The sequence below is a fragment of the Acetobacterium sp. genome (assembly GCF_036508315.1).
Classification (GTDB): domain Bacteria; phylum Bacillota; class Clostridia; order Eubacteriales; family Eubacteriaceae; genus Acetobacterium.
This window is the reverse complement of the sequence record NZ_DATCHP010000062.1, coordinates 16681-41547: the sequence shown is the minus strand read 5'-3', so window position 1 is coordinate 41547 and position 24867 is coordinate 16681. Positions and strand designations below refer to the sequence as shown.

Genomic DNA, 24867 nt, shown 5'->3' with positions numbered 1-24867 from the left:
AGACATGAGAATGAATGCTTTGGGGAATACCGGAATTGTGGTTTCTCGGATGTGTTTTGGGAGCTTGACCATCGGACCTCTCCAGAAAAATAAGACGCTGACAGAAAGTCGCGAAATCATAGCGGCAGCCCTTGACCAAGGTGTTGATTTTTTTGATACCGCAGATTTATACAATAACTATGATCATCTAAGAAATGCCATTGACATTAAAAGAGATGTGATTATCAGTACCAAGTCCTACGACTACACTGCCGATGGTGTTAAAAAAAGACTTCATCGGGCCTTAAAAGAACTGGGACGTGATTATGTTGATATCTATTTACTCCATGAACAGGAAAGCCGAAAAACCATTGAAGGCCATTGGGAAGCCATTGAAGCCCTCATCGGTCTCAAGGATGCCGGTAAGGTAAGAGCCATTGGCATTTCAACTCACCGGGTCGAAGGGGTTCGCGATGCGGCAACTTTTTCGGAGCTGGATGTCATACATCCTCTGATTAATCTAACGGGTATTGGCATCCAGGACGGCAGTGCAGAAGAAATGGAAGTCGCTATTCACGAAGCAAAGCTGGCGGGAAAAGGCCTTTATGGAATGAAACCCTTAGGCGGCGGAAACCTTTTATCTCAAAAGCAGGACTGCTTTGACTACATTCTGGGTCTTAATGATTTGGATGCCATTGCCATTGGGGTCCAATCTGTGGATGAAGTTTTATACAATGTGAAAAAATTTAACGGAGAAACGATTCCAGAAGCCTTGGAATCAGCGGTTTCAGGTGCTTCAAAGTCGCTGCAGATCAGCGATTGGTGTGTCGGCTGCGGAGAATGTGTCAGGCATTGCAAACAAAAAGCCCTGTCCCTCAGGGAAGGTAAAGCGGTATTAAATAAGAAAAAATGTGTGCTTTGCTGTTATTGCGGAGCCTATTGTAAAGAATTCTGTATTAAGGTAATATAAAAGATTTTAAGGTAATATAAAAAATATTAAGATAGATAGGAAATAAATGGAAAGAATATTAGGAATCGATGTCGGGGACAAGCGCATCGGGATTGCAGTAACGGATCCTCTGCAAATCACGGCCCAGGGGGTCATGACTTACAGACGAAAGACTCGAGATGATGATTTGGAAGCCTTCCGTGAAATCATTGAAAAATATGAACTGAAAAAAATTGTGGCCGGTTTGCCTTTGAACATGGATGGCACCGAGTCGGCACAAACCCGAAAAACCCAAAATTTTTGTCAATTCATAAAGAAACGATTAAATGTGGAAATTATTTATATTGATGAACGATTAACGTCCTCATGGTCTGAAAAGATTCTTATTGAGGGAAATGTTTCACGTAAGAAAAGAAAAGAATATATTGATACACTGGCGGCACAAATGATCCTTCAATCCTATATGGATCGGGCTGATAAGTAGAAAGTTTCCAATAGTAGTGGATTTTTTAAGTATCACAGGGTATAATATAAAAATTATGAGCGAAAATATTTAACGAGAAGAGGAATCAAAATGGATGATAAGATTAATGTAATTGATGACAATGACGTTGAACAGGAATTTGAAGTCGAAGAAAACTTTGTCATTGGAGAAAAGATTATGATCGTTGCTGATGATGGCGTTGAAAAAGAATTTGAGGTTGTTGACTGCTTTCTCATTCAGGAAAAAACCTATGTACTATTATCAGAAAATGAAGAAAGTGATGATGTTTTCCCATTTGTTGTAACAGAAGATGAAGAAGGAGAATATAAAGTCCTTATGGCTGTTGAAGATGAAGCAGAGTTTGCGTTAATCGAAGCCGCCTATGATGAAGAATACGATGAAGAAGATGAAGAAGGTGAAACTGAGTAGATTCCCTTTAGTCAGTGGAGTTTTTCTCAGTCGACCGAACCGTTTTATTGCAAGAGTTATGATTGACCAGGAAGAGACAATCGCTCATGTGCCCAATACCGGACGCATGAGCGAACTTCTCATTCCCGGAGTTCGGGCAATACTTTCGTGGAATCCCAGCCCTCAGCGAAAAACAGACGATACCCTTATTCTTGTTGAAAAGGATGGACGATGGGTATGTGTACACGCAGTTTTGGCAAATCAAGTTGGCACCGAATATTTATTCGCACAATCGGATGTTTCAGAGCTTAAACAAGAGGTTACCGATGGCAACAGTCGCTTTGACCTTGCCTGTTATCGTGGCGGGAAATTCTTTTTTTACGAAGTAAAATGGGTTAACCTTTTGGTGGGAAACATTGCCCTGTTTCCAGACGCACCAACAGAGCGTGGGAGCAAGCATCTTGCTGAACTTATAAAAGCTCAAACAGAGGGTTATGGAGCAGGTGTTATTTTTGTGGTGCAACGTAATGATGCCACATCGTTTAAAGCGAACGCCGCCATGGACCCTGAATTTGCAGGTTTATTGGATCAATGTCATAGTCTGGGAATAGAGATCCGTGCTCTTTCCTGTGATATTGATGGAGTAAACATAGAAATTATCGGAGAATTGCCAGTGAACGTATTATCAGAAGAAATTTTGGGGAAGGTGCAGAAACCATGAACAACGAAACTCAAATTGTGGAAGCACTAAGGAAAAGAGGGAATAAAGTGACACCTCAACGCCTTGTTACCATAGAAGTTCTTTTGACCATGGGACAGCAGCATTTTAGTGTTGAAGATTTGTTCCAGGGCGTTAAACTACGCAACCCCGAAGTAGGAATGTCGACCATTTATCGAACGGTACAAATATTGGAAGAAATGAGACTCATTACCAAACGTAATTTTGATGATGGTTTTGCCAGGTACGAATTGTGCGAGTTGGATGAAAAACACTGGCATCATCATTTGATTTGTTTAAAATGCGGAAAGGTCATCGAAATGCAAGACGAATACCTCGAAGCGTTAGAAAAAGAAATAGAAGAAAAAAAAGGATTTATTATAATAAATCATGAACTTAAAGTATACGGATACTGTTCGGATTGTTATAAAATTATGGAAGGAGAAAAATTTGACTGAAAATAACAATTTAATAATTGGAACGCCTGGACGACTTGAAAGTCGTCAGAGAACCAAAAAAAAGCCGCAACCACAAAGAAACAAAGATAAGCTGAGGTTGATTCCATTGGGGGGCTTAGGAGAAATCGGAAAGAATATAAACGTTTTTGAATATAAAGACGACATTATTATTCTTGACTGTGGCCTGAAATTCCCGGATGACGAGATGTTTGGCATTGACATTGTATTACCGGATTTTAACTATATCTTAGAAAATAAAGATAAAGTAAAAGGGATTGTCATCACCCATGGTCACGAGGATCATATCGGAGGACTTGTTTATCTCTTGAAAAAGTTAAACGTTCCAGTTTACGCAACCAAATTCACCATGGGGCTTATTGATAGAAAGCTCAAGGAACATGGACTGTTAACTAAAACAGAAAGAATCATTGTAAAACCAAAAGAACGTGTTGACATTGGCGAATTTAATGTGGAGTTTATCCGTGTTAACCATAGTATCGCCGATGCAGTAGGTTTTTGTATTAAATGTGCGGCAGCAACCGTTGTCCACACAGGCGATTTTAAAATTGACTACAATCCTATTGGTGGTGAAATAATCGACTTGCAGCGATTCGCCAAAATAGGAACCCAGGGAGTAGACCTGCTCATGTCTGACAGTACAAACGTCGAGGGTCCAGGATTTACAGCATCAGAAAGCACTGTGGGACCATCTCTTTTTAATCTCTTCAGAGGGGCTAAAGGAAGAATCATTGTCACCACCTTTGCATCTAATGTTCACAGACTTCAGCAAGTGATTGATGCAGCAGTGGAATATAACCGTAAGGTTATTATTTGTGGCCGTAGTATGGAAAATGTCAGTGAAGTGGCAATGGATCTTGGATATATGAATGTTCCGGCCAATTTATTAGTAAAATTAAAAGATATTAAAAATTACAGAGATAAAGAATTAGTGATTATTACCACAGGCAGCCAGGGAGAACCCATGGCAGCCCTGGGACGAATGGCATTAGGCGAGCATCGTCATCTGACCATTAAAAAAGAAGACCTTGTCATTATTTCAGCATCAGCCGTTCCGGGAAATGAAAAAACGGTATCTGAAGTCATTAATAAGTTAGTGGCTCTTGGATCCGAAGTGGTTTATGGGCGCTATGCAGAAATTCATGTCTCAGGCCATGCCCGACAAGAGGAATTAAAACTGATGATTACCCTGGTCAGGCCTAAAAACTTCATGCCGATTCATGGTGAAAGCCGGATGCTCATGCAGCATGTGGAGCTCGCTCAATCCATAGGAATGGCCAAGGATAAAACCTTCATTGTTGAAAACGGCACGATCCTGGAAATTGATAAAAGAGGCATACAGATTACCGGAAAAACCCAGGCTGAACCTGTTTTAGTCGATGGACTGGGAGTCGGTGATATTGGCAATATTGTACTCAATGACCGTAAGCGGTTGTCAGAGGATGGTCTCTTTATCGTGGTTTGTACCATGCATAAGGGAAAAGCCATTTCAGGCCCGGATATTATTTCACGTGGATTTGTCTATGTAAGAGAATCCGAAGCCCTGATCAGTAACGCCAGAGATGTTGTGAAAAAAGCATTAATATCCTGTGAAGAAAAGGGCATTGTTGACTGGAACTCCATTAAAAACGTGATCAGAGAAAGTCTCTTTAAATATCTTTATGAACAAACGAAACGGAAGCCCATGATACTTCCAATTCTTATGGAAGTATAAATATAAATTTATAGGTAGTTGCTAAATTATCGTGAGCATCGCTGCCTGTTTACATGAAACAATTTTTCCACTATACGTCGGACAGTTCGTTGAACTGTTCGCCTATACGTTACAAAATTGTTTATGAAAACTGACATCAATGCAATTTACGGTTGTGTTTATGAATTACCTAATAAATATAAATTTAGAATAGGAGAATTACAATGAATGTATATGATGAAGCAAACAGTTTAGCAAAAGCACTTAAGGAATCCAATGAGTATAAGAACTTTTTAGCAGCCAAAGAAAAGCTGGAAAAGGATCCCGCTAAATTTGACATGGCCAAAGATTATATGAAAAAACAAATGGAAGCTCAATCCATGCAAATGATGGGTCAGGAACTCACTGAAGAACAAATTAATACCTATAATACTCTGGCAAATACCATCATGGGAATACCGGAAATTGCCGAATTTTTCCAGACCCAAATGTATTTCTCAGTCATATTCCAGGATATTACTGACATTATTGCAAAAGCAGTCGATCTTGATATGGGTCTTTTCGATCCAAAAGAAGAAGCCTGTGAAGATGATGAATGTTTAGAGTGTGGAGAATAAGCAGCCATCGTAAATAGAAGAATGTTAAAAAGAATATAGATGGCCACTTTCAACAGCGGTCCTATATTCTTTTTTTAAAATTCTCTAAAAATATAAAAAAGGAAGGCTGAACATGAGAAAGCCAAAGCAACCACGGCAAAAGAAAAAGAGTAAGTTAGTAAAAATTATTGCAATAATCGTTCTTTTAATTATTATTCTTGGAGCCACAGCCGTTTTCAGCTTTAAATATTTTATAAGTGATCGGTTATTACCTGTTGGCGAGGGAGATTCTATTGTTATTGAAATAGCAGATGGTTCGGTGATCAATGATATCGCAAATCAGTTGGTAAAAGAAAACTTGATCCAGGATGCTTTAGCCTTTGAATTTCTGGCAAAAAAACAAGGTAATGCAGAACTGATCCAAACCGGATATTATGAATTCAACCCCGGAGAATCAGCCCAGGAAATCTTAGACCGTCTGATAAAAGGTGACATTTATGATACTTCAGTTACTATTCCCGAGGGCCGAAGCATCAAAGAATTCGCAAAAATTTTAGAAGAGCATAAGGTTTGCAGCGCAGAAGATTTTATTGCGGAAACAAAAAAAGTTGCCGGTTATCAGAAAAGATATCCGATATTAAGCAGCATTCCTTTGGAAGCAAAAGACGGTGTTTCCCGAACCCTGGAAGGTTATCTGTTTCCTGATACCTATAAGTTTCAACCGCATACCGAACCATCTGTTGTGGTTACCGCTATGTTGGATCGCTTTGTTTCGGTATATAACCAGGAATACCTTAATCGGACAACTGAGATGGGAAAAACCGTGGATCAGATTGTGATTCTCGGATCTGTTATTGAATTGGAAACAAAATTTGACGAAGATAAGGCCAATACAGCCAGTGTATTCTATAATCGTCTGGCAGCAGATCAGCCGCTTCAATCTGATATTACAGTAGACTATGCCCGGGGCGAAAAGAAAGCTATTCTTACCACCGAGGAAACCCAGTTTCCCTCACCTTATAACACCTATATTAATAAGGGGCTGCCCTTTGGCCCTATTTGTTCCTTTGGTGAACCAGCCTTAAAAGCCGCCCTTTATCCGGCAGATACAAAATACCTGTATTTTGTGGCAGACATAAAGACCGGGAAAATTTATTTCAATGAAACCTATGAAGGACATTTAGCAGATGTGGAAAAATATCTCGGACCATCAAATTAAAAAATAAATTAAAAAAGAAATGCAGGTCCTGACGTGAACGAAATTGTACAAGATTATATTGAAGACTATATACGGGGTCTTATTCCGGACGGGGATCTCTCATTAGCAGCATTTAGAAAACGGGCAATTGCCGATGAGATTCCCATTATCCATGCTGAGGTTCAAAACTATATTGAAATTCTCATTAAATCCCGAAATATTCAGTCCATTTTGGAAGTCGGAACAGCAGTGGGTTATTCAGCCTCAGTCTTTGTTATGGCCATGGGTTCCCGGGGTCAGATCGATACCATTGAACGAAGCTTGAAAATGGTATCCCAGGCTGATGAAAATATTGGAGAATTGGGAATTAGCCACCAGGTTAACCTTATTTTGGGAGATGCTCTGGAAAAGGTGGAAACCTTAGATAAAACCTATGATATGATTTTTCTTGATGGCGGGAAAGCCCATTACATCCACCTTTTAGAGGCTTGCCTCCGGTGCTTGAAGCCCGGTGGGGTATTGGTTTCGGATAATGTGCTTTTTAAAGGAATGGTTGCTTCAAACGAATTGGTGATCAGACGTAAAATCACTATTGTGAAACGGATGCGAAAATATCTTGAGGTCATTTCGAATCATCCCCAGTTATTAACAACGGTTTTGCCCCTGGGGGATGGCCTGGCAGTAAGCTGGATGAAGGATTGATTACAGTAAAAGGGCTTGAGAAAAAGCCCTTTTAATATGCATAAAAATAGAACGGAGAATCACCATGAAAAAACCCGAACTCCTGGCACCAGCAGGAAATCTGGAAAAACTGAAATATGCCCTTCATTACGGCGCTGACGCGGTATATTGCGCAGGAAAAAAATTCGGCCTGCGGGCAAAGGCTGATAATTTTGATCGCCCAGCCCTTAAAGAAGCGGTTGAGTATGTTCATGCCCATGGAAAAAAAATCTATGTTGCTCTGAATATTTTCGCTCATAATAAGGATCTCGAGGGCTTATCAGAGTATGTACTGGAACTTGCAGCCTTGTCAGTTGACGGTGTTATTGTGGCTGACCCGGGCATATTTTCAGTGGTCCGGGAGGTTGCACCTGAAATGAAGATTTCAATCAGTACCCAGGCTAATAACACCAATTGGCGAAGTGTGGCTTTCTGGCATGCCCAGGGTGCAAAACGAATTGTTTTAGCCAGAGAATTAGGGCTGGAGGATATCAGAGAAATTCGGGAAAAAGTGGCCCGGGAAATGGAAATTGAAGTCTTTGTCCATGGTGCCATGTGTATTGCCTATTCCGGACGTTGTCTTTTAAGTCATTATATGACGGGACGTAATTCCAACCAGGGGGATTGTGCTCAGCCCTGCCGCTGGAAATATCATCTGGTTGAAGAAACACGGCCGGACGAAGCTTTTAGTATTGAAGATGACGCCACCGGTTCCTTTATTTTTAATTCAAAGGATTTATGTCTGGTGAATGAAATTCCCGCTCTCATGGCAGCCGGTGTTGACAGTTTTAAAATTGAAGGCCGAATGAAAAGTCTTTATTATGTGGCCACCGTGGTATCGGCCTATCGCAGCGCCATTGACTATGCCTACGATCATCCCGAAGCCACGGTTATGGATGACTATTACTATGAGGAACTCACCAAGGTAAGCCACCGTAACTATACCACTGGATTCTACCATGGAAAAACAAGTTCTGAGGACCAAAACTATGGCACCAGCAGTTACACACGGAATTATGACTTTGTCGGCATAGTGCTGGACTACGATGAAAAAACAGGGTTGGCTGTGATTGAACAGAGAAACAAGATTACCCTGGGAGATGAAATTGAAGTAATGATTCCGAAAAAAGGTTTTATTACTCAAAAAGTGACTTTCATGACCGATGCTCTGGGTTCGACTTTAGAATCAACGCCTCATCCGCAAATGATTTATCATATAAAGATGGATAACCCGGTAAAGCACATGGATATTTTAAGAAAACGAGAAGTTTAGGATAGTTATTATAAAAGCCGGGTCACCCTTAAAGGTCACCTGGCTTTTATGGTTCAAAACGAATTTTGGCAGTGATTTCACGACAGATTAGGCTCTGAACCGGTCAGCTACATTTTTAGAAAAACGAATGGCATCATCGATGTCTGTTTGATTGGGGTGACCCATACCAAAGAATAAGAAACTGCCCTGACAAATAAATTCTTTATCCAGTATTTCAATGTTTTTCTGTGAAAGTATTTTACGAATTTCTGTTTGCCCGGTTTTCTTTGATACACATGAAGTGATTAAAACCGCCTTTTTTACTTGTCTGTTATTTAAAGTATTAATAAAATCAATCATTCCCGGCAAACTTTTTCCGCCGTAAATTCCACCGACGATGAAAAGTAAATCAACTTCTTCAAGCTTGGGCTGATCACTGACGTTACTTGACTTGATACCCAGTTCCCCGGCAACAGCACTTGCGATTTTTTTTGAATGGCCGGTTTTGGTGGCATAGATTAATTGAATGTCCATAAAATGTTAGTCCTTTCTTAAGATAATAGTTAAGGTTACTTAGTTCTTTATAGGTTTTAATGTACTTGTTATTTTAAAGTTTGTCAAGTTGATATTGTTTTGGTTATAATTAAATATAAAATAAATAAAACCATAAGGAGGCGTTTTTATGCCGACTCCCCATAATGAAGCAAAAAACGGAGATATTGCAAAAACTGTTCTGATGCCAGGAGATCCTCTCCGGGCAAAATATATTGCAGAAACATTTTTTGAGAATCCGGTTCAGTTTAATACCGTGCGAAATATGCTTGGCTACACAGGTATTTATAAAGGTAAGAAGATAAGTGTCATGGGATCCGGTATGGGTATGCCATCCATGGGCATTTATTCCTATGAACTTTTCAGTTTTTATGAAGTGGACGCCATTATTCGCATTGGCAGTGCCGGCGCTTATATTAAGGATTTAAAAACTTACGATTTGGTGTTGGCTGAGAGTGCCTGGAGCGAGTCCAGCTATGCACTTGTCCAAAGCGGATGTCCGGAAGATGTTTTAACTTCTGATAAGCAGCTTAATGGATCCATAGAAGCTGTGGCAGAAAAGTTGGGTTATCCCATCGTAAAAGGCCGGGTTCATTGCTCGGACGTTTTTTATCGTGAGTCACAGGAGGATCGATGTGAAACCATCCGGAAAAACCATGGTTGTATCTGTGTTGAAATGGAAAGCTTCGCTTTGTTTCATAATGCCAATATTTTAAACAAAAAAGCAGCGTGTTTACTGACCATCAGTAATAATCTGGTGACAAAAGAGGAAACAAGTGCCAGAGACAGAGAGCAATCCTTCAGACGAATGATGGAGATTGGTTTAGCAGCAGCCATCCAGTCAATTTGAAAGGCTGGCCCGGGTTAGTGTTGTGATTCAACAACCAGCAGAGTATAATAATATAAAAAGTGAATTTAATAAAAAAAAAGGAGGATACAATGCGAATTTATATTGCAGCATCATGGAAGCATCAGCACGCGGTTGAAATGCTCACAGATCTTTTGGAACTACGGGGGCATACGATTTTATCCTGGATTCGAGAGGGCAGACCTGAGGAAGCCTTTTTATCCCAAAAGGAGCTCACCCATTTCATTCAATCCCCGGAAGGGGAACGGGTTTTTGATTTTTGTATTGATTCAGTCACCAGTGCCGATCTGATTATTTATATCGGACCCTCAGGATGCGATGCCTGGGCCGAAATCGGGGCAGCTTATGGGTCGAAAATCCCTATTTTAGGACTGCTTGCAAAAGCGGAACAAGTTGGTCTCATGCGTCATATGATCGAAAACTGGTACAGTTCAATTTCAGAGCTTCTTGTGGCTGTGGATGAGATAGAAAAGCAGGCATAAGAAGATTAAGCTCCGGCATTTGCCGGAGCTTTTTTCATCTATACAATGCGATCTGTCTGTGGGATAATGGAAAAAAACACATAAGCATTATGAAAGTACTGTGAGCTTGCTGTCTGTTTACATGAAACAATTTTTCCACTATACGTCGTACAGTCTAACGACTGTTCGCCTATACGTTATAAAATTGTTTATGAAAACTGACAGCAAAGCAATTTACGGCTGTATTTATGAATATACAATTATCAAACAAACAAGGTGAAGGAGAGCGAATTTCATGAAAATAATGCATACTGCTGACTGGCATCTCGGAAAAAATATTGAGGGCCACAGTCGGATGGATGAGCAGGAAACTTTTCTCAATGACTTCATTGAAATTGTGGAAAGAGAAAACATCGATCTTGTGATCATTGCCGGGGATGTTTACGATACTTATAATCCTCCGTCCCGGGCAGAGAAAATGTTTTATGATGCCCTTAAACGTTTGTCAAATAATGGGGAAAGACTCATTCTGGTCATTGCCGGAAATCATGATAACCCGCAACGGTTGGAAGCACCCGGCCCCCTTGCCAGAGACCATGGGATTCTGATGGCCGGGGTTCCGAAAACCATTATTGAACCAGGAACTTATGGAAAACATGAGGTCGTGAATTCCGGAGAAGGTTATGTTGAAATTGAAATCAATGGCGAGCGGGCCGTGGTTCTACTATTACCCTATCCCAGTGAAAAACGGCTGAATGAAGTGCTGTACAATGAAGTCACTGACGATGAAGGCAATCAGAAATCCTACAGTGATCGTATTTTTTCTTATTTCAATCAGCTGGAATCGCAATTCAGGGAAGATACCATTAATCTGGTCACCTCCCATATTTTTGCCATGGGCAGCGAAGAAGGCGGGTCGGAGCGCAGTATCCAACTGGGGGGAACTTATATTGTTGAAGGCAAATGTTTCCCGGATAAGGCCCATTATATTGCCTTGGGACATATCCATAAGCCCCAGATTATTCCGGGAACCAATGGTCGGGGACGTTATGCCGGGTCTCCCATTCACTTTAATCGCCGGGAAATTGCCTACGGGAAAAAATGCATGGTCATTGAAATTGTGGTTGAAAATGGAAAGACCATCAAAAACGACATCCGGGAAATTGATTTGAAAATATATAAACCGATTGAGGTCTGGCAATGTGAAAGTGTTGAAGCGGCAACCTTAAAATGTCAGGACAATGCCGAAAGATCCTGCTGGGTTTATCTGGAAATCGAAACCGATCACTATATCCGTGAGGATGAAATAAAAAAAATGAAGGAAGTCAAGGCTGATATTTTAGAGGTTATTCCAAAGCTGACCATATTAAAAACCGAAGAAAGTCTGGAACGATTAACCGAGCAATCCTTTGGAGATGTTTTTAAAGAATTTTATCGCAAAGAACGCGGAATCGAAGCCGATGACGAGGTTTTAGAGCTGCTGCTATCCCTGGTTCTTCAGGAGGAAAAATTATGAAACCGATGCTCCTTAAAATAAAAGGAATTAACAGCTTTATCGAAGAGCAAACCATTGATTTTGATGAGCTGACCCAGGGCGGCCTGTTTGGAATTTTCGGGCCTACCGGCAGCGGCAAGTCAACGATTCTCGATGGCATTACGCTGGCACTTTATGGGAAGCTTTCGCGAAACAGTACGAATTATATTAATCTGAATGAGCAAAAAGGCAGTGTTGTTTTTGAATTTATTATCTCCGGAGCCGAACATAAAAATTATCAGGTAAGTCGGGAATTTGTCCGCAATAAAAATGGCGGAATTAACCAGGGGAAATGTCAGCTATTGGATTGTTCCACAGGATTGCCCCATGTTTTAGCCGATCGATCCACCGAAGTGAGTCATTGCTGTGAGGATATTATTGGTCTCAGCTTAACAGACTTTACCCGAACCGTGGTGCTGCCCCAGGGAAAATTCAGCGACTTTCTCAAATTGGAAGGAAAACCGCGGAGAGAAATGCTGGAGAGACTCTTTAATTTATCCAAATACGGTGAGGATCTGACTAACCGGGTAAAATCTGAAAGAATAAAGATCACCGAAGGTCTTCATCGATTAGAAGGACGACTCAATGGTTATGAAGAAGTTTCGGATAAGGCTTTAGAAGCAAAGAAATCAGAGTATACAGCGATCCAAAAGAATTTAAGCGTTCAGCAAAAGGTGCTTAAAACCATTACCGAAGAATTATCGGAAGCCCAAAAACTTTGGGAAGTGCAACAGGAATTATGCAGAGCACTTGAAGAGGATCGGGATTTAAAAAATAAGGCACCGCAGATCAAAGCCAAAGAAAACCAACTGGATCAGGGGAAAAAAGCACAGAATGTTATGCCTGCCATTAATAACCGGGAAAGCTTAACCCGGGAAATCACTGATCTTGAAGAAAAATTGGAAATTGATAACGAAAGCCGGCAAAAGCTTTTAGTCGAAAAAGAAGGCTTGGAAAAAGACTGGGAACAGGCTGAAGATGAAAAAAATAATCATCACCCTAAAATAAGAGAACAGCTTTCTAAAATCATCGATGCCATTGGCATGAAAGAAGAAGAAATAACCCTGGAGAAAGAGATCAAAGACCTGATATCAGTTTACAATCAGTGTGATGAAAAGCATCAATTGTTTGAAAAACAAAAGCAAGCAGTCGCTTTGGAAGTTGACAGAAAGAAAGCCACGATCATTGAAGACGAGATGCAGGAAAAAAATCTTTGGGTAGCCGTTGATTACCGGGAGAAAGTAAATCAGGGGACCGGATTTGTCGAAAAAATGAAAGGGCTGGAAAGCGACATTAAACTCAATGTTGAGCGCCTTGATAAAAACAGTCTGGAAATCAGGAAACTTATTCAGGATACCAGTCTTCTGAATGAGAAAAAAGAAAGCTTCGAAGCAAACATCAAAGATTATTCAGAGAAGCTTTTTATCCATAGTAACAACCAGCTCGGCACCCGTGAAGAGATTCAAAAGCTGAAGGATGAAACCAATAGGGTTTCTAATCTTTGGGAAAAACAAAAATCTTTCAAAGAAAGAATCAACAAACAAAACCTGCGGATGGCTGAGTTGGAAGAGAAAATCGAACAAAAGAACAGAGTCAGGAATGACTTATTACAGGAATATGAAGACCTTGAAAAAAAGATTAATATCCTTCAAAATAAAAATCTGGGAGCAAAGCTCAGAGAACAGCTTATTGCCGGGGAGGCCTGTCCAGTCTGTGGCTCAAAAGATCATCCCATTGAAAAACAGCCCCGGGTATCAGAGCAAACCGAGGCATTAAAAGATCTGGAAAAAGACCTGCTGTTCAGGGAAAATAAGTTAACCAAGCTAATCGCAGAAATATCTGAATTAACCGGCAGTTTAAAAGCGGAAACCGATAATCAGCTGGCCCAGAAAACTGAACTGGAAAATCTCGGAGAAGACATAAAAGACGGAACCCCGGAATTCCTGGCAAACCAGCAAACATTACTGAGTCAAGCCATTGAAGACTGGGAAGAGCAAAAAAAAGAATGGGAGGAAAGTAAAAACAAAGGTGATCGTGACTTATTCAGTATGATCGGAGATATGAGAGAAAAAAATGCCGAATTGAAATTCCTGGAAAACCAGACAAGAGAAGTTGATGAACAAAATCATCATAAAAAAGAAGCATTAGAAATTGTGACCAATGCGGTAGAAAAACTTTCCAATGAAACGAAAATTAGGGATTTTGTCCATGAGAATATTAGAATTATTAAAATGGATACCCGTCGAAATGAACTGGGCTTGAGTCTTGAAAAATACCGAAAAGCTTTAGACGAGGATCAAAAGAAATGGAATGCAGTTAGCGAAAAAATCATCGAACTACAGGGTCAAATGGGAGAAGCAAAGACTTCCGGCAATGAAAAGAAAAAACAGCTAATCGAAAAGCAAAAGGCCATTGCGGCAAAGGTTGGTCAGGAAAACGATCTATCAGCGCTAAGGTCCCTCCAAAAAAAATGCGAAGAGAATCTTAACCGCATCAATGAAAATTGGATCAACTGCAAGCAAAAACGGGGTAACATCCATAATGCCTTTGAAAGAGTCCAGGAGCTGGTTATTAAACAAGAGGCCATTCTTAAAACCTTGAAGGGCCAGTATCAGAACGCTGAGGAAGCCCTGAGAAGCCAATTAAAAGCGCTGGGGTTTAATGATTGTCAGGAAGCAAAAACGGCCAGCTTAACCTTAGAAATAATGGAAGACCTGCAATTATTTATTAAACGATATTATGAAGCGCTGTCAAAGAACAAAGGAATTTTAGAGGACTTGAATAAAAAAGTAAATTTCCGTGAGTTAAGTGTTGAAAAATTCACAGAAATTAAGACCTTCTTTGAAGGTTATACCGAGAATGTTGACCGACTTAAAAAACAGGAAAATCAGCGGGATGCAGAGGTGCAAATCCTGGAAATCCGGTTAGCCGAACTGCGAGAATTCTTAATCGAAAAAGAAAAAGTTGATCATCATTTAGCCCTTATTACTGATCTTGAAAAACTTTTTTCCGGGAAGAAATTTGTCGAATTTGTAGCTGTGGAACGCCTGAAATATATTTCCATTGAAGCGTCTAAACGCCTTATGGAAATCAGTAACGGCAATTATGGTTTGGAAGCCGACGCCGACGGACGCTTTATCATCAGAGACTATAAAAATGGTGGGGCCTCAAGAGATCCCTCTACTCTATCAGGGGGAGAGACTTTTCTGGCATCTCTGTCCCTGGCCCTGGCTCTGTCCGCAGAAATACAATTAAAAGGTCGCGCCCCTTTAGAATTTTTCTTTCTGGATGAGGGCTTTGGATCTCTTCACGAAGATGCCCTGGAGGACGTTATGAACTCCATTGAAATGCTCCATCATGATAAGTTAAAAGTGGGGATTATCAGTCATGTGGAATCCATTAAAAATCGGATGCCGGTAAAGCTTCTTATTACTCCGGCAGAAGCCGGCGCAGGCGGCAGTCGGGTAAGAATTGAAAAATAAGGAAGCGGGTGAGATAGAAATGGAGAAGTCATTAGAACGAGTTTGGTATTATGATACGGAAATCGGTCGAGTGGGCATTGCGGAAAATGGCAATGCCATTACAGAAATCACCCTATTAAAAACGTGCCTGGGGCCGGGTATTACCCGCCTGTTAGACCCTGAAATAAAAGAGGAAACACCCTTATCACCCGTAGGGGCGGGTATTACCCGCCCGATAAAAGAGGAAACGCAACTATTAAAAACAGCAGCAGAACAATTAAAGGAGTATCTGGCTGGCAACCGGCAAACCTTTGATCTTCCCCTTGATCCCCGGGGTACGGAATTTCAAAAATCCGTATGGAATGCATTACTTGATATTCCCTTTGGTGAAATCCGCAGCTATAAACAAGTAGCTGAAGCCATTGGCAATCCTAAGGCCTGTCGCGCAGTGGGAATGGCTAATAATAAAAACCCCATTCTTATTGTGATTCCCTGCCATCGGGTCATTGGCTCTAATGGCAGCCTGGTGGGCTATGGTGGGGGAATTGATTTAAAAGAAAACCTTTTAAAGCTTGAAGGATTCGAAGTAAAAAAGAAGGATTAGTCAATGACAGAAAAATTTTCAATAAAATATGCTAAAAGAAAAACCCTGAGTTTAACCATTACAAAGAATGCTCTTATTGAGGTTCGAGCCCCTTTGGGAACATCAAAGAAAATCATCAACGATTTTGTTGAAAAAAATAAGTCCTGGATTGAAGAACATTATACGACGGTTAAAACTCAGGTTGATTGCCGAGATGGTTTTCAATTAAATTTCGGGGATCACCTTTTGTTTTTCGGAAAAACCTATCCCTTAGTTGCCATTGATGAGAAGAATACAGGATTTAATGGTGAATGTTTTTATGCCCATCGTTTTCTAAGTCCGGAAGGGCTTAAAAATGAAGTGGTAAAAACCTATCGTGACCTTGCCCAACAGGTTCTGGCCCAACAAGTTCAAAATATCAGCCAACATATGAAGTTAAAGCCTTTGGCTGTGAAAATTAACGGCGCAAAATCACGGTGGGGTTCCTGTTCCAGCAAGGGGAATCTTAACTTTTCATGGTATTTGGTGATGGCTGATGAAGATACGGTTAATTACGTGGTGGTTCATGAACTGGCTCATCTTTTAGAAATGAACCACTCCCCAAAATTTTGGAAGATTATTGAGCAAATCCTACCCAATTATAAACAGGAAAAGAATAAACTGAAAGTACTCCAGAAAACCCTAATGACACAAAACTGGGAGTAACTAAAACCACATGCATGAAGCATGTGGTTTTTTGTTGGAAAAAACTTGACTTTTCAATGATGTTAGTGCATAGTGTATATAAGTGATATATACACTATGCACTAACATCGGGAGGTGATCCATTGAACATCAGTATCAGCAATAGCAGTGGCAAGCCCATTTATGAACAGATTGCCATGCAAATAAAGAACATGATTATCCGGGGAGAATTATCTCCAGGGGATTTGCTGCCGAGCATGCGATTCCTGGCAAAGGAGTTGCGAATCAGTGTGATTACAACCAAACGCGCCTATTCCGAATTAGAACGGGATGGTTTTATAGAAACAGTCACCGGAAAAGGCAGTTTTGTAGCCAATAAAAATATGGCCTTTATTCGGGAAGAGCAATTAAGACTGGCTGAAGAATACCTTCAAAAAGCAGTGGACATTTCAAAGAGCAGTGACATAACCTGTGAAGAACTCACGGAAATAATAGCGGTTTTATATAAAGGAGAATAAAAAATGACCAATGCATTAGAAATTCAGAATTTAAACAAAAACTATGGGGATTTTCAATTAAAAAATGTAAGCTTTGCCGTCCCAAAGGGAAGTATCGTCGGATTTATCGGTGAGAACGGCGCAGGAAAAACTACGACCCTTAAAGCGATTCTTAATTTAGTTAGCCGAGACAGCGGCGCCATTGAAATGATGGGAATGGACACCATCAAAGAAGAAAAAAAGATCAAAGAAAACATAGGGGTTGTACTTGATGGGTGTAATTTTCACGATAACTTAAACACTGGAGATATCTCAAAAATGATGGGATGTATTTATAAAAATTGGAATCCTGTAATTTACAACAAATATCTTGGGAAATTCAAACTTCCTGAAAATAAAAAGTTTAAAGAATTTTCCCGGGGAATGAAAATGAAACTGCAAATTGGCGTTGCTCTTTCCCATGAACCGACATTCTTAATTTTAGATGAGGCTACCAGCGGATTAGACCCCATTGTCAGAGAGGAAATCCTGGATGTTTTTATGGATTTTATCCAGGATGAGGAGCATTCAATATTAATTTCTTCTCATATCACCAGTGACCTGGATAAAATTGCGGATTACATTGTTTTTATTCATCAGGGAGAAATACTTCTGAAGGAAGAAAAAGAAACACTGTTAGATGGTATGGGGGTATTGAAATGTGGAATCGAAGAGTTTAATAAGCTGGATAAGGATGAGTACATTCGCTATCGGAAAAATCAGTTTGGCTATGAAATTCTGGTAAAAGATAAGAGGGGAATAAAGAAGAAATATCCTGAGGCAATTGTGGATGGAGCCTCTATTGAAGAAATCATGTTGTTTTACATTAAGGGGGAAAAATAATGAAAGGGCTCATTTTAAAAGATCTGTTGAATTTAAAGGGGACATTTAAAACCCTGGGAGTCATGATGCTTCTGTTTACCGTTATTTTTATACCGGCAGGTAATGACTTTGTTTTTGGCATCATTATTATTATGTTAGCCATGATGGTGATTACCACCATTAGTTATGATGATCTGGCCAAATGGGATACCTATGCACTGACTATGCCGGTGACCCGAAAAGAAATGGTACTGAGTAAATATCTGGTTTTGGGAATTCTGACTATTTCAGGAGCGATACTATCCCTGATTGTTGGCATCATTGGAACAATGATCGTGGGAAGAAGTTTTTCCATGGAGATTTTAGCAATCATTGGAGTCGTTTTGCTTATCGCTCTTGTTTTCGGAAGCGTTATGCTCCCATTGATTTATAAATTCGGAGCTGAAAAAGCCCGGCTGATGTTAATGCTTTGTTTTTTGATACCCATGGGTATTATCTTTCTTTTGGAAAAAACGAATATCCCGATACCGATCGACGCCAATCCATGGATGTATCTTTCATTATTGATCGGTTTCACTCTGGTTGGTCTGATCCTCTCCTATGGGCTTTCACTGAAAATTTACGAGAAGAAGGAGTTTTAGAAAAAAAGGTTGGTTGATATTGAAAAAGGTCTGAACATTTACGATCAGACCTCAAACTGTAGACAAAGTAGAAATGTAAGTTCTGGGGATAATGGTAATATCAGTTGTCTGCATCATGGCGAACAGGCGTAGCCTGTACGATCATGCAGCAGACAACGATTTATCATTGTCCTCAGGACGATTTTGCAAAACAAACCCAGTACTCAGGCATTTAGTCTTCCAGACGTTCCAATAAAGTCTTTTCGAAGGCATTGATTCCTACACGATCAATGACTGCAGAAATACGCTCGCCATCAGTACCTAAGTCCATATAGGTTTCCAGAATTTTTTCAACAAGCTCAGGGATTCCCTCAACAGCATAAAGATCCGTCAGTCGGTCACCAAAACGGTAACTGCGACCCATACGGCCACCGACATAAACAGCAACTCCACGGGCTTCCTCGGTCATGGCTTCAAAATCACAAACCTGGGCACATTTCCCGCAATTAACACAGAGTTTTTCATTCCATACCAGTTTTTTATGAACCAGGGTAAGTGATTTAGCTCGGCAAACTTTGGTGCACTTGCCGCAATTTGTACAGTTATCTTCATCATATTGTACGTAGGATTGGCCTACGAAGCCGATATCGTTGGTATTGGCTTTAGCACAGTTGTTCGGGCATCCCACAAAGGTCAGTTTCGCTTTTCCATGAAGTTCCTGTCCGAAGAATTGATCATGACAAATGCCACCAAGTTTTTGAGTGTCGTAAAGCCCATGAAGGCAAACGGTTCCCTTACAGGTTACAATCGGTCGGACCTTTTTCCCGGTGCCGCCATAGTTAAGCCCAGCCGCTGTAATAGCAGATTTAACAGGTTCAATATCATCATATTTGATCCAGGGAATTTCAAGATTAAGTCGGGTGGTTTCACCTAAATAGCCTCGACCATATTTTTCAGCAATTTCTGCCAGGGTCTGGATTTCTTTTGATGTAAAGTTGCCGGTTCGGCTTAAAATACGAATGGAGAAATAACCCTCCTGTTTTTGGGCTAAAATTCCCTGAGATTTTAGTGTTGCAATTTCTTTTTGAGTGATCATGATATACCTGCTTTCTATTTTTGATGCTCTTTTATTTATTCGTCGCATAACAGTTTATCCCTTATATCTAAAAACTATATTAAATTTATTGGTTCTTAAGGAAGCTTATGTTAAAATAATAAGAATTTGTATTAAGGAAAGGGACACATGATGCTTAAACTCGAACAGGTCTCAAAGACCTATGGAAATAAGAAGGCCAAAGCGGTTGATAACGTTAGCCTTGAAGTCCATCCCGGGGAAATATTTGGGTTTGTAGGACCCAATGGTGCAGGCAAAACCACAACTATTAAAATGATGGTCAGTCTGTTAAAACCGGATACCGGAAGAATTTTCATAAATGGCATTGATAATCAGAAAAATATTCTTGAAGCAAAAAAACAATTCAGTTATGTGCCTGATAATCCCGAACTTTTTGAAAAAATCAAGGGCATTGAATACCTCAAATTTCTGGCGGATGTTTATGAGGTGCCCCTGACAGAGCGACAAAAGCAGATCGAAAAATATTTGGATCTCTTTGAGATCAAGGACGCCATCAATGATCCCATTGGCTCCTTTTCTCATGGAATGAAGCAAAAACTGGCTCTGGTAGGAGCCTTAATTCATAATCCTGAAGTATTTATTTTAGACGAGCCCATGGTGGGTTTGGACCCTAAGGCATCCTTTGAGCTGAAAAAAATCATGCGCGACCATTGCGATCAGGGGAAATCCGTCTTTTTTTCTACCCATGTACTGGATGTTGCAGAGAAATTATGTGATCGGATAGCCATTATTAAAAATGGAAAAATCATCGAAGTGGGAACCATGAATGAAATCCGGACAAAGACAGGCAGTCAGGAATCCCTGGAAAATATTTTCCTGGAGTTAACAGAATAATGAGAGAGATTATTAATCTTACAAAACTGTTTTTAAATGATTCTCTGGGATTTTCGTTGCTTTTCTATAATAAAACCCATAATAAAAAAGAATTTTCCAAGCAGCTTTTTACCATGATCATTGTGTCCGTTGCCTTGATTCCGGCCTTTTTTATGTATATCTCTTTTATGACCGCTTTATACACAGGGCTTCGACTGATCAATCAAGTGTCGGTTTTTTTAACCATTGGTTATATTTTCACCTCGGTAATAATTATTATTTTTGGCATTATGTACATTCTTTCGGAATTCTATTTCTCAAAGAATATGGAAGAACTCATACCCTTGCCCATTGCTCCCAGAAAAATCATTATTTCAAAATTTGCCAGTATTCTGGTACTTGAGTATGTTTTTGCAGCATTAATGTTTATACCGGTCCTCATGATATATGGCATTGGCCAGGGAATGGGGTTGGGATATGTGTTTTTGGCCTTTGTGGTCTTTCTCACCCTTCCTTTACTGCCGCTTTCATTGGAAACGGCCTTAATTATGACCGTTATGCGGTCATCTTCCATTAAAGGGCGCCAGGATGTTGTTCAAATCATCTTTATTATTATTGGTATTTCACTGATTATCGGCATTCAATTCTGGTTTGGAGCCCAAATGGGAAGTACTGGCGAGGTTGATTTACAAACCCTGATGAATAGTTTATTGAACAACAATGAAAAATTATTAAACATGATCGGATATTTTGCGCCTGCCAGTCTACTTGTTGCCTGGGGGCTTAATGAAACGAACCTGATGTCTGTATTTTGGGTGTTTTGTTTGACGTTAATCACTGCTTTTTCCTTTGGCCTTATGGTTTTTATTGGAGAACGGTTTTTTATTGCAAGTCTGATTACTGGGAAAACCTCAAGAAAAGGGAAAAAACTGACCAGGGCTGAGCGACAAAAATCCCTGGGCCCAAAAAGCCATGGAGCCATGGCAATTTTTGCCATGGATATGCGTTTGCTCCTGCGAACCCCTATCTTTCTTTTAAATAACGTAAGCGTGGTGATTATTGTCCCATTGTGCATACTCATCATTTTATCTTTTTCCCCCTTAACCCCACAAGATTTTGATGCGGTAAAGAGCTTTTATGACCAAATGCCCATGGTCGTAAATTTTATGCTCATGGGATTCTTTGTTTTTTTTGGAGCAACCTCGGCAACCACGGCAACCACTTTCTCCCGGGAAGGAAGAGCTTCCTGGCTGACCCGGATCGTTCCGGTATCCCCCAGAGACCAGATTATCGGACGGACAGCCTCAGCCCTGGTTGTGCAGAGTCTAGGTATTCTTTTTACTCTCATAGGGGTGTATTATTATCTGCCATTGACAGGGATGACTATTTTATTAACGGTTATTCTGGGAGTGTTGGGAACCGTACCGATTCTTTTATTTGGATTGTTAATTGATATGAATCGTCCATTATTGGAATGGGATAACCCCCAAAAGGCAGTAAAAAATAATATGAATGTCGTCATTACTCTTTTTGGAGGAATGGCCTATGTGGGATTACTCCTTCTTATTTCAGCAGCCCTGGGGTATTTTGTGAACCAATGGCTGGCCTATGGACTCTTTGCCATGATCAGCGGGATTTTAACCGCTGTATTTTATAAAATCATCAATAAAAATCTTGAAGAGCGATTGTTAGCCTTCTAAGTGGTATTAATAGAAAAACAAGTAAAATCATATAAGCTATTCACTGAAGCATCTTGGAAGTCTTAACATGTGGGCTGGGTTTGACGCTTACAAAGATAAGAAGGATGTGAATTTTGGATAAAGAGAGAAAGATTATTGTTGTTGAAGGAATTGTTCAAGGCGTCGGCTTCCGGCCATTTGTCTACAATTCAGCAAATGCTTTTGGGTTAAAAGGATGGGTGAATAACAATTCCCAGGGAGTTACCATCGATGTTGAGGGAGCACTCAAAGATTTAAATGAATTTGTGAAGTGTCTTGAAAATAATTCCCCGCCACTTGCTAAAATTGCAAAAATAACCATAAAAAACGAGGAACTGTTTAATTATTCCGGTTTTGAAATCAAAGAAAGTGAAAAGAGTTTGGGTAAAACCACTTTTATATCACCGGATATAGCGACTTGCAGTGAATGCGCGCAAGACATATTAAATATTAACAATCGCAGACACGATTATGCTTTTACGAATTGTACCAATTGCGGTCCCAGGTTTTCGATTATCCAGGAATTGCCTTACGACAGAGATAAAACGACCATGAGTGAATTCAAAATGTGCAAGAAGTGTCATAAAGAATATTCGGATCCCGCAAACAGGCGGTTTCATGCCCAGCCAAATGCCTGTGATGAGTGTGGACCCGAACTTTGGATAGAGGATAATAAAGGCAGCATATTAGAAATTGAGGATCCCATAGGCTTTGCTCAGAATAGGCTCAGGGAAGGAAAAATATTTGCCATAAAAGGTCTGGGAGGTTTTCACCTGGCCTGTGATGGTCTGAATGAAACGGCAGTACAACAGTTAAGAGAGCGAAAAAAAAGACCCTGTAAGCCGCTTGCGATTATGACAAAGGATATAGAAACGGTAAAGAACTACTGCGAAGTCAATCCATTAGAAGAAAAAATGCTGACCGGAATAAAAAAACCGATTGTTATTTTGAATCAAAATAAAAGCGGTGACCTGCCTCGAAATATTGCACCAAAACAAAATACATTGGGGGTCATGCTGCCGTATACACCGATTTATATTTTATTGTTTTCGGAAATACTTGAAGTGCTTATTATGACCAGTGCCAATGTAAATGGTTTGCCCATAGAGTATCAGGATGATTCGGCAAGAAAAAGTCTGGCCGGTATTGTGGATTATTTTCTGATGTATAATCGTGATATACATGTACCGGTTGATGATTCGGTATTAAAGGTTGTCAGAAATGAACAAACCATGATTCGCCGGGCCCGGGGTTTTGTACCTGAAGCTTTTAAGGCAGATCATATGCGAAATATCTTAGCCTGCGGTTCCAATATGAAGAATACTTTTTGTATCAGTAAAGAAGGATCATTGTTTTTAAGTCAATTCAACGGTGACCTGGAAAATCTGGAAACCTATGAGCACTATAGAGAAAATGTAGAGCATTTCAAAAAAATATTTTCGTTTGCGCCCCAATTTATAGCCCACGATCTGCACCCCGGTTATATGTCAACCAGGTATGCTTTAGAATATGATTTGCCGAGAATAGGTGTGCAACATCATCATGCCCACATTGTCAGCAATATGTTTGAAAATAATTTAGAACAAAAAGTGATTGGCGTTTGCTTTGATGGTACGGGATATGGATCTGATGGAAAAATATGGGGCGGAGAATTTCTGATTTGTGATCGCCTTGACTATAAAAGAGTGGCTCATCTTGATTATATAAAAATGCCCGGAGGCGAAAAAGCCATTAAAGAACCATGGAGAATGGCAGTATCCTATCTTTATAAGGCATTAAGCGCACAAAGTAGTCAAAAAGAGGTTGGGGATAGGATCTTTGAATTATATGGTAAGCAGGCCATTAATTTGATTAATATCTTAAATTCAAACATAAACTGTCCGGAGACCTCAAGTATGGGCAGACTTTTTGATGCGATGGCAAGTATTATTGGAGTGACGGATGTCGTTACCTATGAAGGTCAGGCTTCCATTGAACTTGAAGCGCTGTCAGAAATAGAAATTGAAGAAGCATATGATTATAAAGTAATGAAACAGGATAATTATATCATAGAGCCCGATGATATAATTATCGAGGCGTTAAATGACAAAATAAAAGGCATATCCGGTAAAATGATTGCCTCAAAATTTCAAAATACCATTGTTAATTTTACAGTCAATCTTTGCCTGCGCATCAGAGAAGACTCCGGGTTAAAGGAAGTTGCCCTGAGTGGCGGTGTTTTTCAAAATTCATTTTTATTGGGGAAAATATGTCGCAATCTCAAGCAGAATGATTTTGTAGTCCATACCCATAAAAACTTGCCTTCTAATGATGGCGGAGTTGCCATTGGGCAGATTGTCATAGCCAGTGCAGTCATTGAAAATGATTGAAGCAATATAAAATGAATTCTGTGAATTTAATACGGTTTTTATAAATCATAGCCCTCATCTTGTTTACAAGGTGGGGGCTATTTGACTTTTCTTTAGATAAAAGTCACTAGAGTTTTAAATGTTTTGTTGCTTGCTAATTGTAAAAAAAATGCAACAAAATATCATTTAATGTAAATTTAAATTAAGGAGAGAAGCCTTTTATAGAATTATTGATATATATTTAACACAATCTTTACAT

24 protein-coding genes are annotated in these 24867 nt (G+C 39.9%); 22 read left to right on the top strand and 2 right to left on the bottom strand.

The genetic code is table 11. The features are described from left to right. Positions 1–4: 4 nt before the first annotated feature. The 10 genes from VIK44_RS08070 to VIK44_RS08025 all read left to right on the top strand — a co-directional run bounded on the left by VIK44_RS08070 (position 5) and on the right by VIK44_RS08025 (position 8494). Positions 5–949: an aldo/keto reductase gene (locus VIK44_RS08070; RefSeq protein ID WP_331553350.1), complete on the top strand. Its 945-nt coding sequence runs from the start codon at positions 5–7 to the stop codon at positions 947–949. 46 nt (positions 950–995) lie between these two features. Further along, on the top strand, positions 996–1412 hold the full coding sequence (gene ruvX, locus VIK44_RS08065) for a Holliday junction resolvase RuvX (protein WP_331553349.1): 417 nt from the start codon (positions 996–998) through the stop codon (positions 1410–1412). 90 nt (positions 1413–1502) lie between these two features. Beyond that, positions 1503–1841 carry a DUF1292 domain-containing protein gene (locus tag VIK44_RS08060; RefSeq protein ID WP_331553348.1) on the top strand — a complete coding sequence of 113 codons (339 nt, stop codon included), beginning with the start codon at positions 1503–1505 and terminating at the stop codon, positions 1839–1841. After that, positions 1810–2541, top strand: a complete 732-nt coding sequence (sfsA, locus tag VIK44_RS08055; protein ID WP_331553347.1) for a DNA/RNA nuclease SfsA — start codon at positions 1810–1812, stop codon at positions 2539–2541. Before VIK44_RS08060 ends, sfsA begins: the two co-directional genes overlap by 32 nt. Continuing rightward, positions 2538–2996 carry a Fur family transcriptional regulator gene (locus VIK44_RS08050; RefSeq protein WP_331553346.1) on the top strand — a complete coding sequence of 153 codons (459 nt, stop codon included), beginning with the start codon at positions 2538–2540 and terminating at the stop codon, positions 2994–2996. Before sfsA ends, VIK44_RS08050 begins: the two co-directional genes overlap by 4 nt. After that, entirely contained in the window at positions 2989–4728 is a 1740-nt protein-coding gene (locus VIK44_RS08045) for a ribonuclease J (RefSeq protein ID WP_331553345.1), read from the top strand. The genes VIK44_RS08050 and VIK44_RS08045 overlap by 8 nt, the downstream gene beginning before the upstream one ends. Positions 4729–4931: 203 nt before the next feature. After that, on the top strand, positions 4932–5324 hold the full coding sequence (locus VIK44_RS08040) for a YlbF family regulator (protein ID WP_331553344.1): 393 nt from the start codon (positions 4932–4934) through the stop codon (positions 5322–5324). 112 nt (positions 5325–5436) lie between these two features. Continuing rightward, positions 5437–6522 carry an endolytic transglycosylase MltG gene (gene mltG / locus VIK44_RS08035; RefSeq protein ID WP_331553343.1) on the top strand — a complete coding sequence of 362 codons (1086 nt, stop codon included), beginning with the start codon at positions 5437–5439 and terminating at the stop codon, positions 6520–6522. 33 nt (positions 6523–6555) lie between these two features. Next, positions 6556–7203 carry an O-methyltransferase gene (locus tag VIK44_RS08030; RefSeq protein ID WP_331553342.1) on the top strand — a complete coding sequence of 216 codons (648 nt, stop codon included), beginning with the start codon at positions 6556–6558 and terminating at the stop codon, positions 7201–7203. 64 nt (positions 7204–7267) lie between these two features. Then, positions 7268–8494 (top strand): U32 family peptidase, encoded by a 1227-nt coding sequence (locus VIK44_RS08025; protein ID WP_331553341.1) that lies wholly within the window; start codon positions 7268–7270, stop codon positions 8492–8494. Between the two features lie 87 nt (positions 8495–8581). On the opposite strand, the gene VIK44_RS08020 is transcribed toward VIK44_RS08025, so the two are convergent. Next, positions 8582–9007, bottom strand: a complete 426-nt coding sequence (locus tag VIK44_RS08020; protein ID WP_331553340.1) for a flavodoxin domain-containing protein — start codon at positions 9005–9007, stop codon at positions 8582–8584. Between the two features lie 148 nt (positions 9008–9155). Between VIK44_RS08020 and deoD the strand changes: the two genes are divergently transcribed. The 9 genes from deoD to VIK44_RS07975 all read left to right on the top strand — a co-directional run bounded on the left by deoD (position 9156) and on the right by VIK44_RS07975 (position 18615). Beyond that, on the top strand, positions 9156–9875 hold the full coding sequence (gene deoD, locus VIK44_RS08015) for a purine-nucleoside phosphorylase (RefSeq protein ID WP_331553339.1): 720 nt from the start codon (positions 9156–9158) through the stop codon (positions 9873–9875). 89 nt (positions 9876–9964) lie between these two features. Beyond that, positions 9965–10375, top strand: a complete 411-nt coding sequence (locus VIK44_RS08010) for a hypothetical protein (protein WP_331553337.1) — start codon at positions 9965–9967, stop codon at positions 10373–10375. 274 nt (positions 10376–10649) lie between these two features. Continuing rightward, positions 10650–11870: an exonuclease SbcCD subunit D gene (locus VIK44_RS08005; protein WP_331553336.1), complete on the top strand. Its 1221-nt coding sequence runs from the start codon at positions 10650–10652 to the stop codon at positions 11868–11870. After that, positions 11867–15370 carry an SMC family ATPase gene (locus tag VIK44_RS08000; protein ID WP_331553334.1) on the top strand — a complete coding sequence of 1168 codons (3504 nt, stop codon included), beginning with the start codon at positions 11867–11869 and terminating at the stop codon, positions 15368–15370. The genes VIK44_RS08005 and VIK44_RS08000 overlap by 4 nt, the downstream gene beginning before the upstream one ends. Before the next feature lie 19 nt (positions 15371–15389). After that, on the top strand, positions 15390–15953 hold the full coding sequence (locus VIK44_RS07995) for a methylated-DNA--[protein]-cysteine S-methyltransferase (protein WP_331553332.1): 564 nt from the start codon (positions 15390–15392) through the stop codon (positions 15951–15953). Between the two features lie 3 nt (positions 15954–15956). Further along, positions 15957–16637: a SprT family zinc-dependent metalloprotease gene (locus VIK44_RS07990; protein ID WP_331553331.1), complete on the top strand. Its 681-nt coding sequence runs from the start codon at positions 15957–15959 to the stop codon at positions 16635–16637. 122 nt (positions 16638–16759) lie between these two features. Next, entirely contained in the window at positions 16760–17134 is a 375-nt protein-coding gene (locus tag VIK44_RS07985; RefSeq protein WP_331553330.1) for a GntR family transcriptional regulator, read from the top strand. Positions 17135–17137: 3 nt separating this feature from the next. After that, on the top strand, positions 17138–17995 hold the full coding sequence (locus VIK44_RS07980) for an ABC transporter ATP-binding protein (RefSeq protein WP_331553329.1): 858 nt from the start codon (positions 17138–17140) through the stop codon (positions 17993–17995). After that, positions 17995–18615, top strand: coding sequence for an ABC-2 transporter permease (locus tag VIK44_RS07975; protein WP_331553328.1), 621 nt, complete (start codon positions 17995–17997; stop codon positions 18613–18615). Before VIK44_RS07980 ends, VIK44_RS07975 begins: the two co-directional genes overlap by 1 nt. A gap of 211 nt (positions 18616–18826) precedes the next feature. On the opposite strand, the gene VIK44_RS07970 is transcribed toward VIK44_RS07975, so the two are convergent. Further along, on the bottom strand, positions 18827–19690 hold the full coding sequence (locus VIK44_RS07970; RefSeq protein WP_331553327.1) for a 4Fe-4S binding protein: 864 nt from the start codon (positions 19688–19690) through the stop codon (positions 18827–18829). 150 nt (positions 19691–19840) lie between these two features. On the opposite strand from VIK44_RS07970, the gene VIK44_RS07965 reads away from it, so the two are divergent. The 3 genes from VIK44_RS07965 to hypF all read left to right on the top strand — a co-directional run bounded on the left by VIK44_RS07965 (position 19841) and on the right by hypF (position 24629). After that, positions 19841–20563: an ABC transporter ATP-binding protein gene (locus VIK44_RS07965; RefSeq protein ID WP_331553385.1), complete on the top strand. Its 723-nt coding sequence runs from the start codon at positions 19841–19843 to the stop codon at positions 20561–20563. Next, positions 20563–22242, top strand: a complete 1680-nt coding sequence (locus VIK44_RS07960) for a putative ABC transporter permease subunit (protein WP_331553326.1) — start codon at positions 20563–20565, stop codon at positions 22240–22242. Before VIK44_RS07965 ends, VIK44_RS07960 begins: the two co-directional genes overlap by 1 nt. A 113-nt stretch (positions 22243–22355) precedes the next feature. Then, a complete protein-coding gene (gene hypF, locus VIK44_RS07955; protein ID WP_331553325.1) occupies positions 22356–24629 on the top strand; it encodes a carbamoyltransferase HypF in 2274 nt (757 codons plus the stop codon). Positions 24630–24867 lie beyond the last annotated feature (238 nt).

What these genes read in the sequence shown, in the direction of transcription:
- VIK44_RS08070 (WP_331553350.1), top strand. Translation starts at nt 5, where the DNA reads ATGAGAATGAATGCTTTGGGGAATACCGGAATTGTGGTTTCTCGGATG.
- ruvX (WP_331553349.1), top strand. Translation starts at nt 996, where the DNA reads ATGGAAAGAATATTAGGAATCGATGTCGGGGACAAGCGCATCGGGATT.
- VIK44_RS08060 (WP_331553348.1), top strand. Translation starts at nt 1,503, where the DNA reads ATGGATGATAAGATTAATGTAATTGATGACAATGACGTTGAACAGGAA.
- sfsA (WP_331553347.1), top strand. Translation starts at nt 1,810, where the DNA reads ATGAAGAAGATGAAGAAGGTGAAACTGAGTAGATTCCCTTTAGTCAGT.
- VIK44_RS08050 (WP_331553346.1), top strand. Translation starts at nt 2,538, where the DNA reads ATGAACAACGAAACTCAAATTGTGGAAGCACTAAGGAAAAGAGGGAAT.
- VIK44_RS08040 (WP_331553344.1), top strand. Translation starts at nt 4,932, where the DNA reads ATGAATGTATATGATGAAGCAAACAGTTTAGCAAAAGCACTTAAGGAA.
- mltG (WP_331553343.1), top strand. Translation starts at nt 5,437, where the DNA reads ATGAGAAAGCCAAAGCAACCACGGCAAAAGAAAAAGAGTAAGTTAGTA.
- VIK44_RS08025 (WP_331553341.1), top strand. Translation starts at nt 7,268, where the DNA reads ATGAAAAAACCCGAACTCCTGGCACCAGCAGGAAATCTGGAAAAACTG.
- VIK44_RS08020 (WP_331553340.1), bottom strand. Translation starts at nt 9,007, where the DNA reads ATGGACATTCAATTAATCTATGCCACCAAAACCGGCCATTCAAAAAAA.
- deoD (WP_331553339.1), top strand. Translation starts at nt 9,156, where the DNA reads ATGCCGACTCCCCATAATGAAGCAAAAAACGGAGATATTGCAAAAACT.
- VIK44_RS08010 (WP_331553337.1), top strand. Translation starts at nt 9,965, where the DNA reads ATGCGAATTTATATTGCAGCATCATGGAAGCATCAGCACGCGGTTGAA.
- VIK44_RS08005 (WP_331553336.1), top strand. Translation starts at nt 10,650, where the DNA reads ATGAAAATAATGCATACTGCTGACTGGCATCTCGGAAAAAATATTGAG.
- VIK44_RS08000 (WP_331553334.1), top strand. Translation starts at nt 11,867, where the DNA reads ATGAAACCGATGCTCCTTAAAATAAAAGGAATTAACAGCTTTATCGAA.
- VIK44_RS07995 (WP_331553332.1), top strand. Translation starts at nt 15,390, where the DNA reads ATGGAGAAGTCATTAGAACGAGTTTGGTATTATGATACGGAAATCGGT.
- VIK44_RS07990 (WP_331553331.1), top strand. Translation starts at nt 15,957, where the DNA reads ATGACAGAAAAATTTTCAATAAAATATGCTAAAAGAAAAACCCTGAGT.
- VIK44_RS07980 (WP_331553329.1), top strand. Translation starts at nt 17,138, where the DNA reads ATGACCAATGCATTAGAAATTCAGAATTTAAACAAAAACTATGGGGAT.
- VIK44_RS07975 (WP_331553328.1), top strand. Translation starts at nt 17,995, where the DNA reads ATGAAAGGGCTCATTTTAAAAGATCTGTTGAATTTAAAGGGGACATTT.
- VIK44_RS07970 (WP_331553327.1), bottom strand. Translation starts at nt 19,690, where the DNA reads ATGATCACTCAAAAAGAAATTGCAACACTAAAATCTCAGGGAATTTTA.
- VIK44_RS07965 (WP_331553385.1), top strand. Translation starts at nt 19,841, where the DNA reads ATGCTTAAACTCGAACAGGTCTCAAAGACCTATGGAAATAAGAAGGCC.
- VIK44_RS07960 (WP_331553326.1), top strand. Translation starts at nt 20,563, where the DNA reads ATGAGAGAGATTATTAATCTTACAAAACTGTTTTTAAATGATTCTCTG.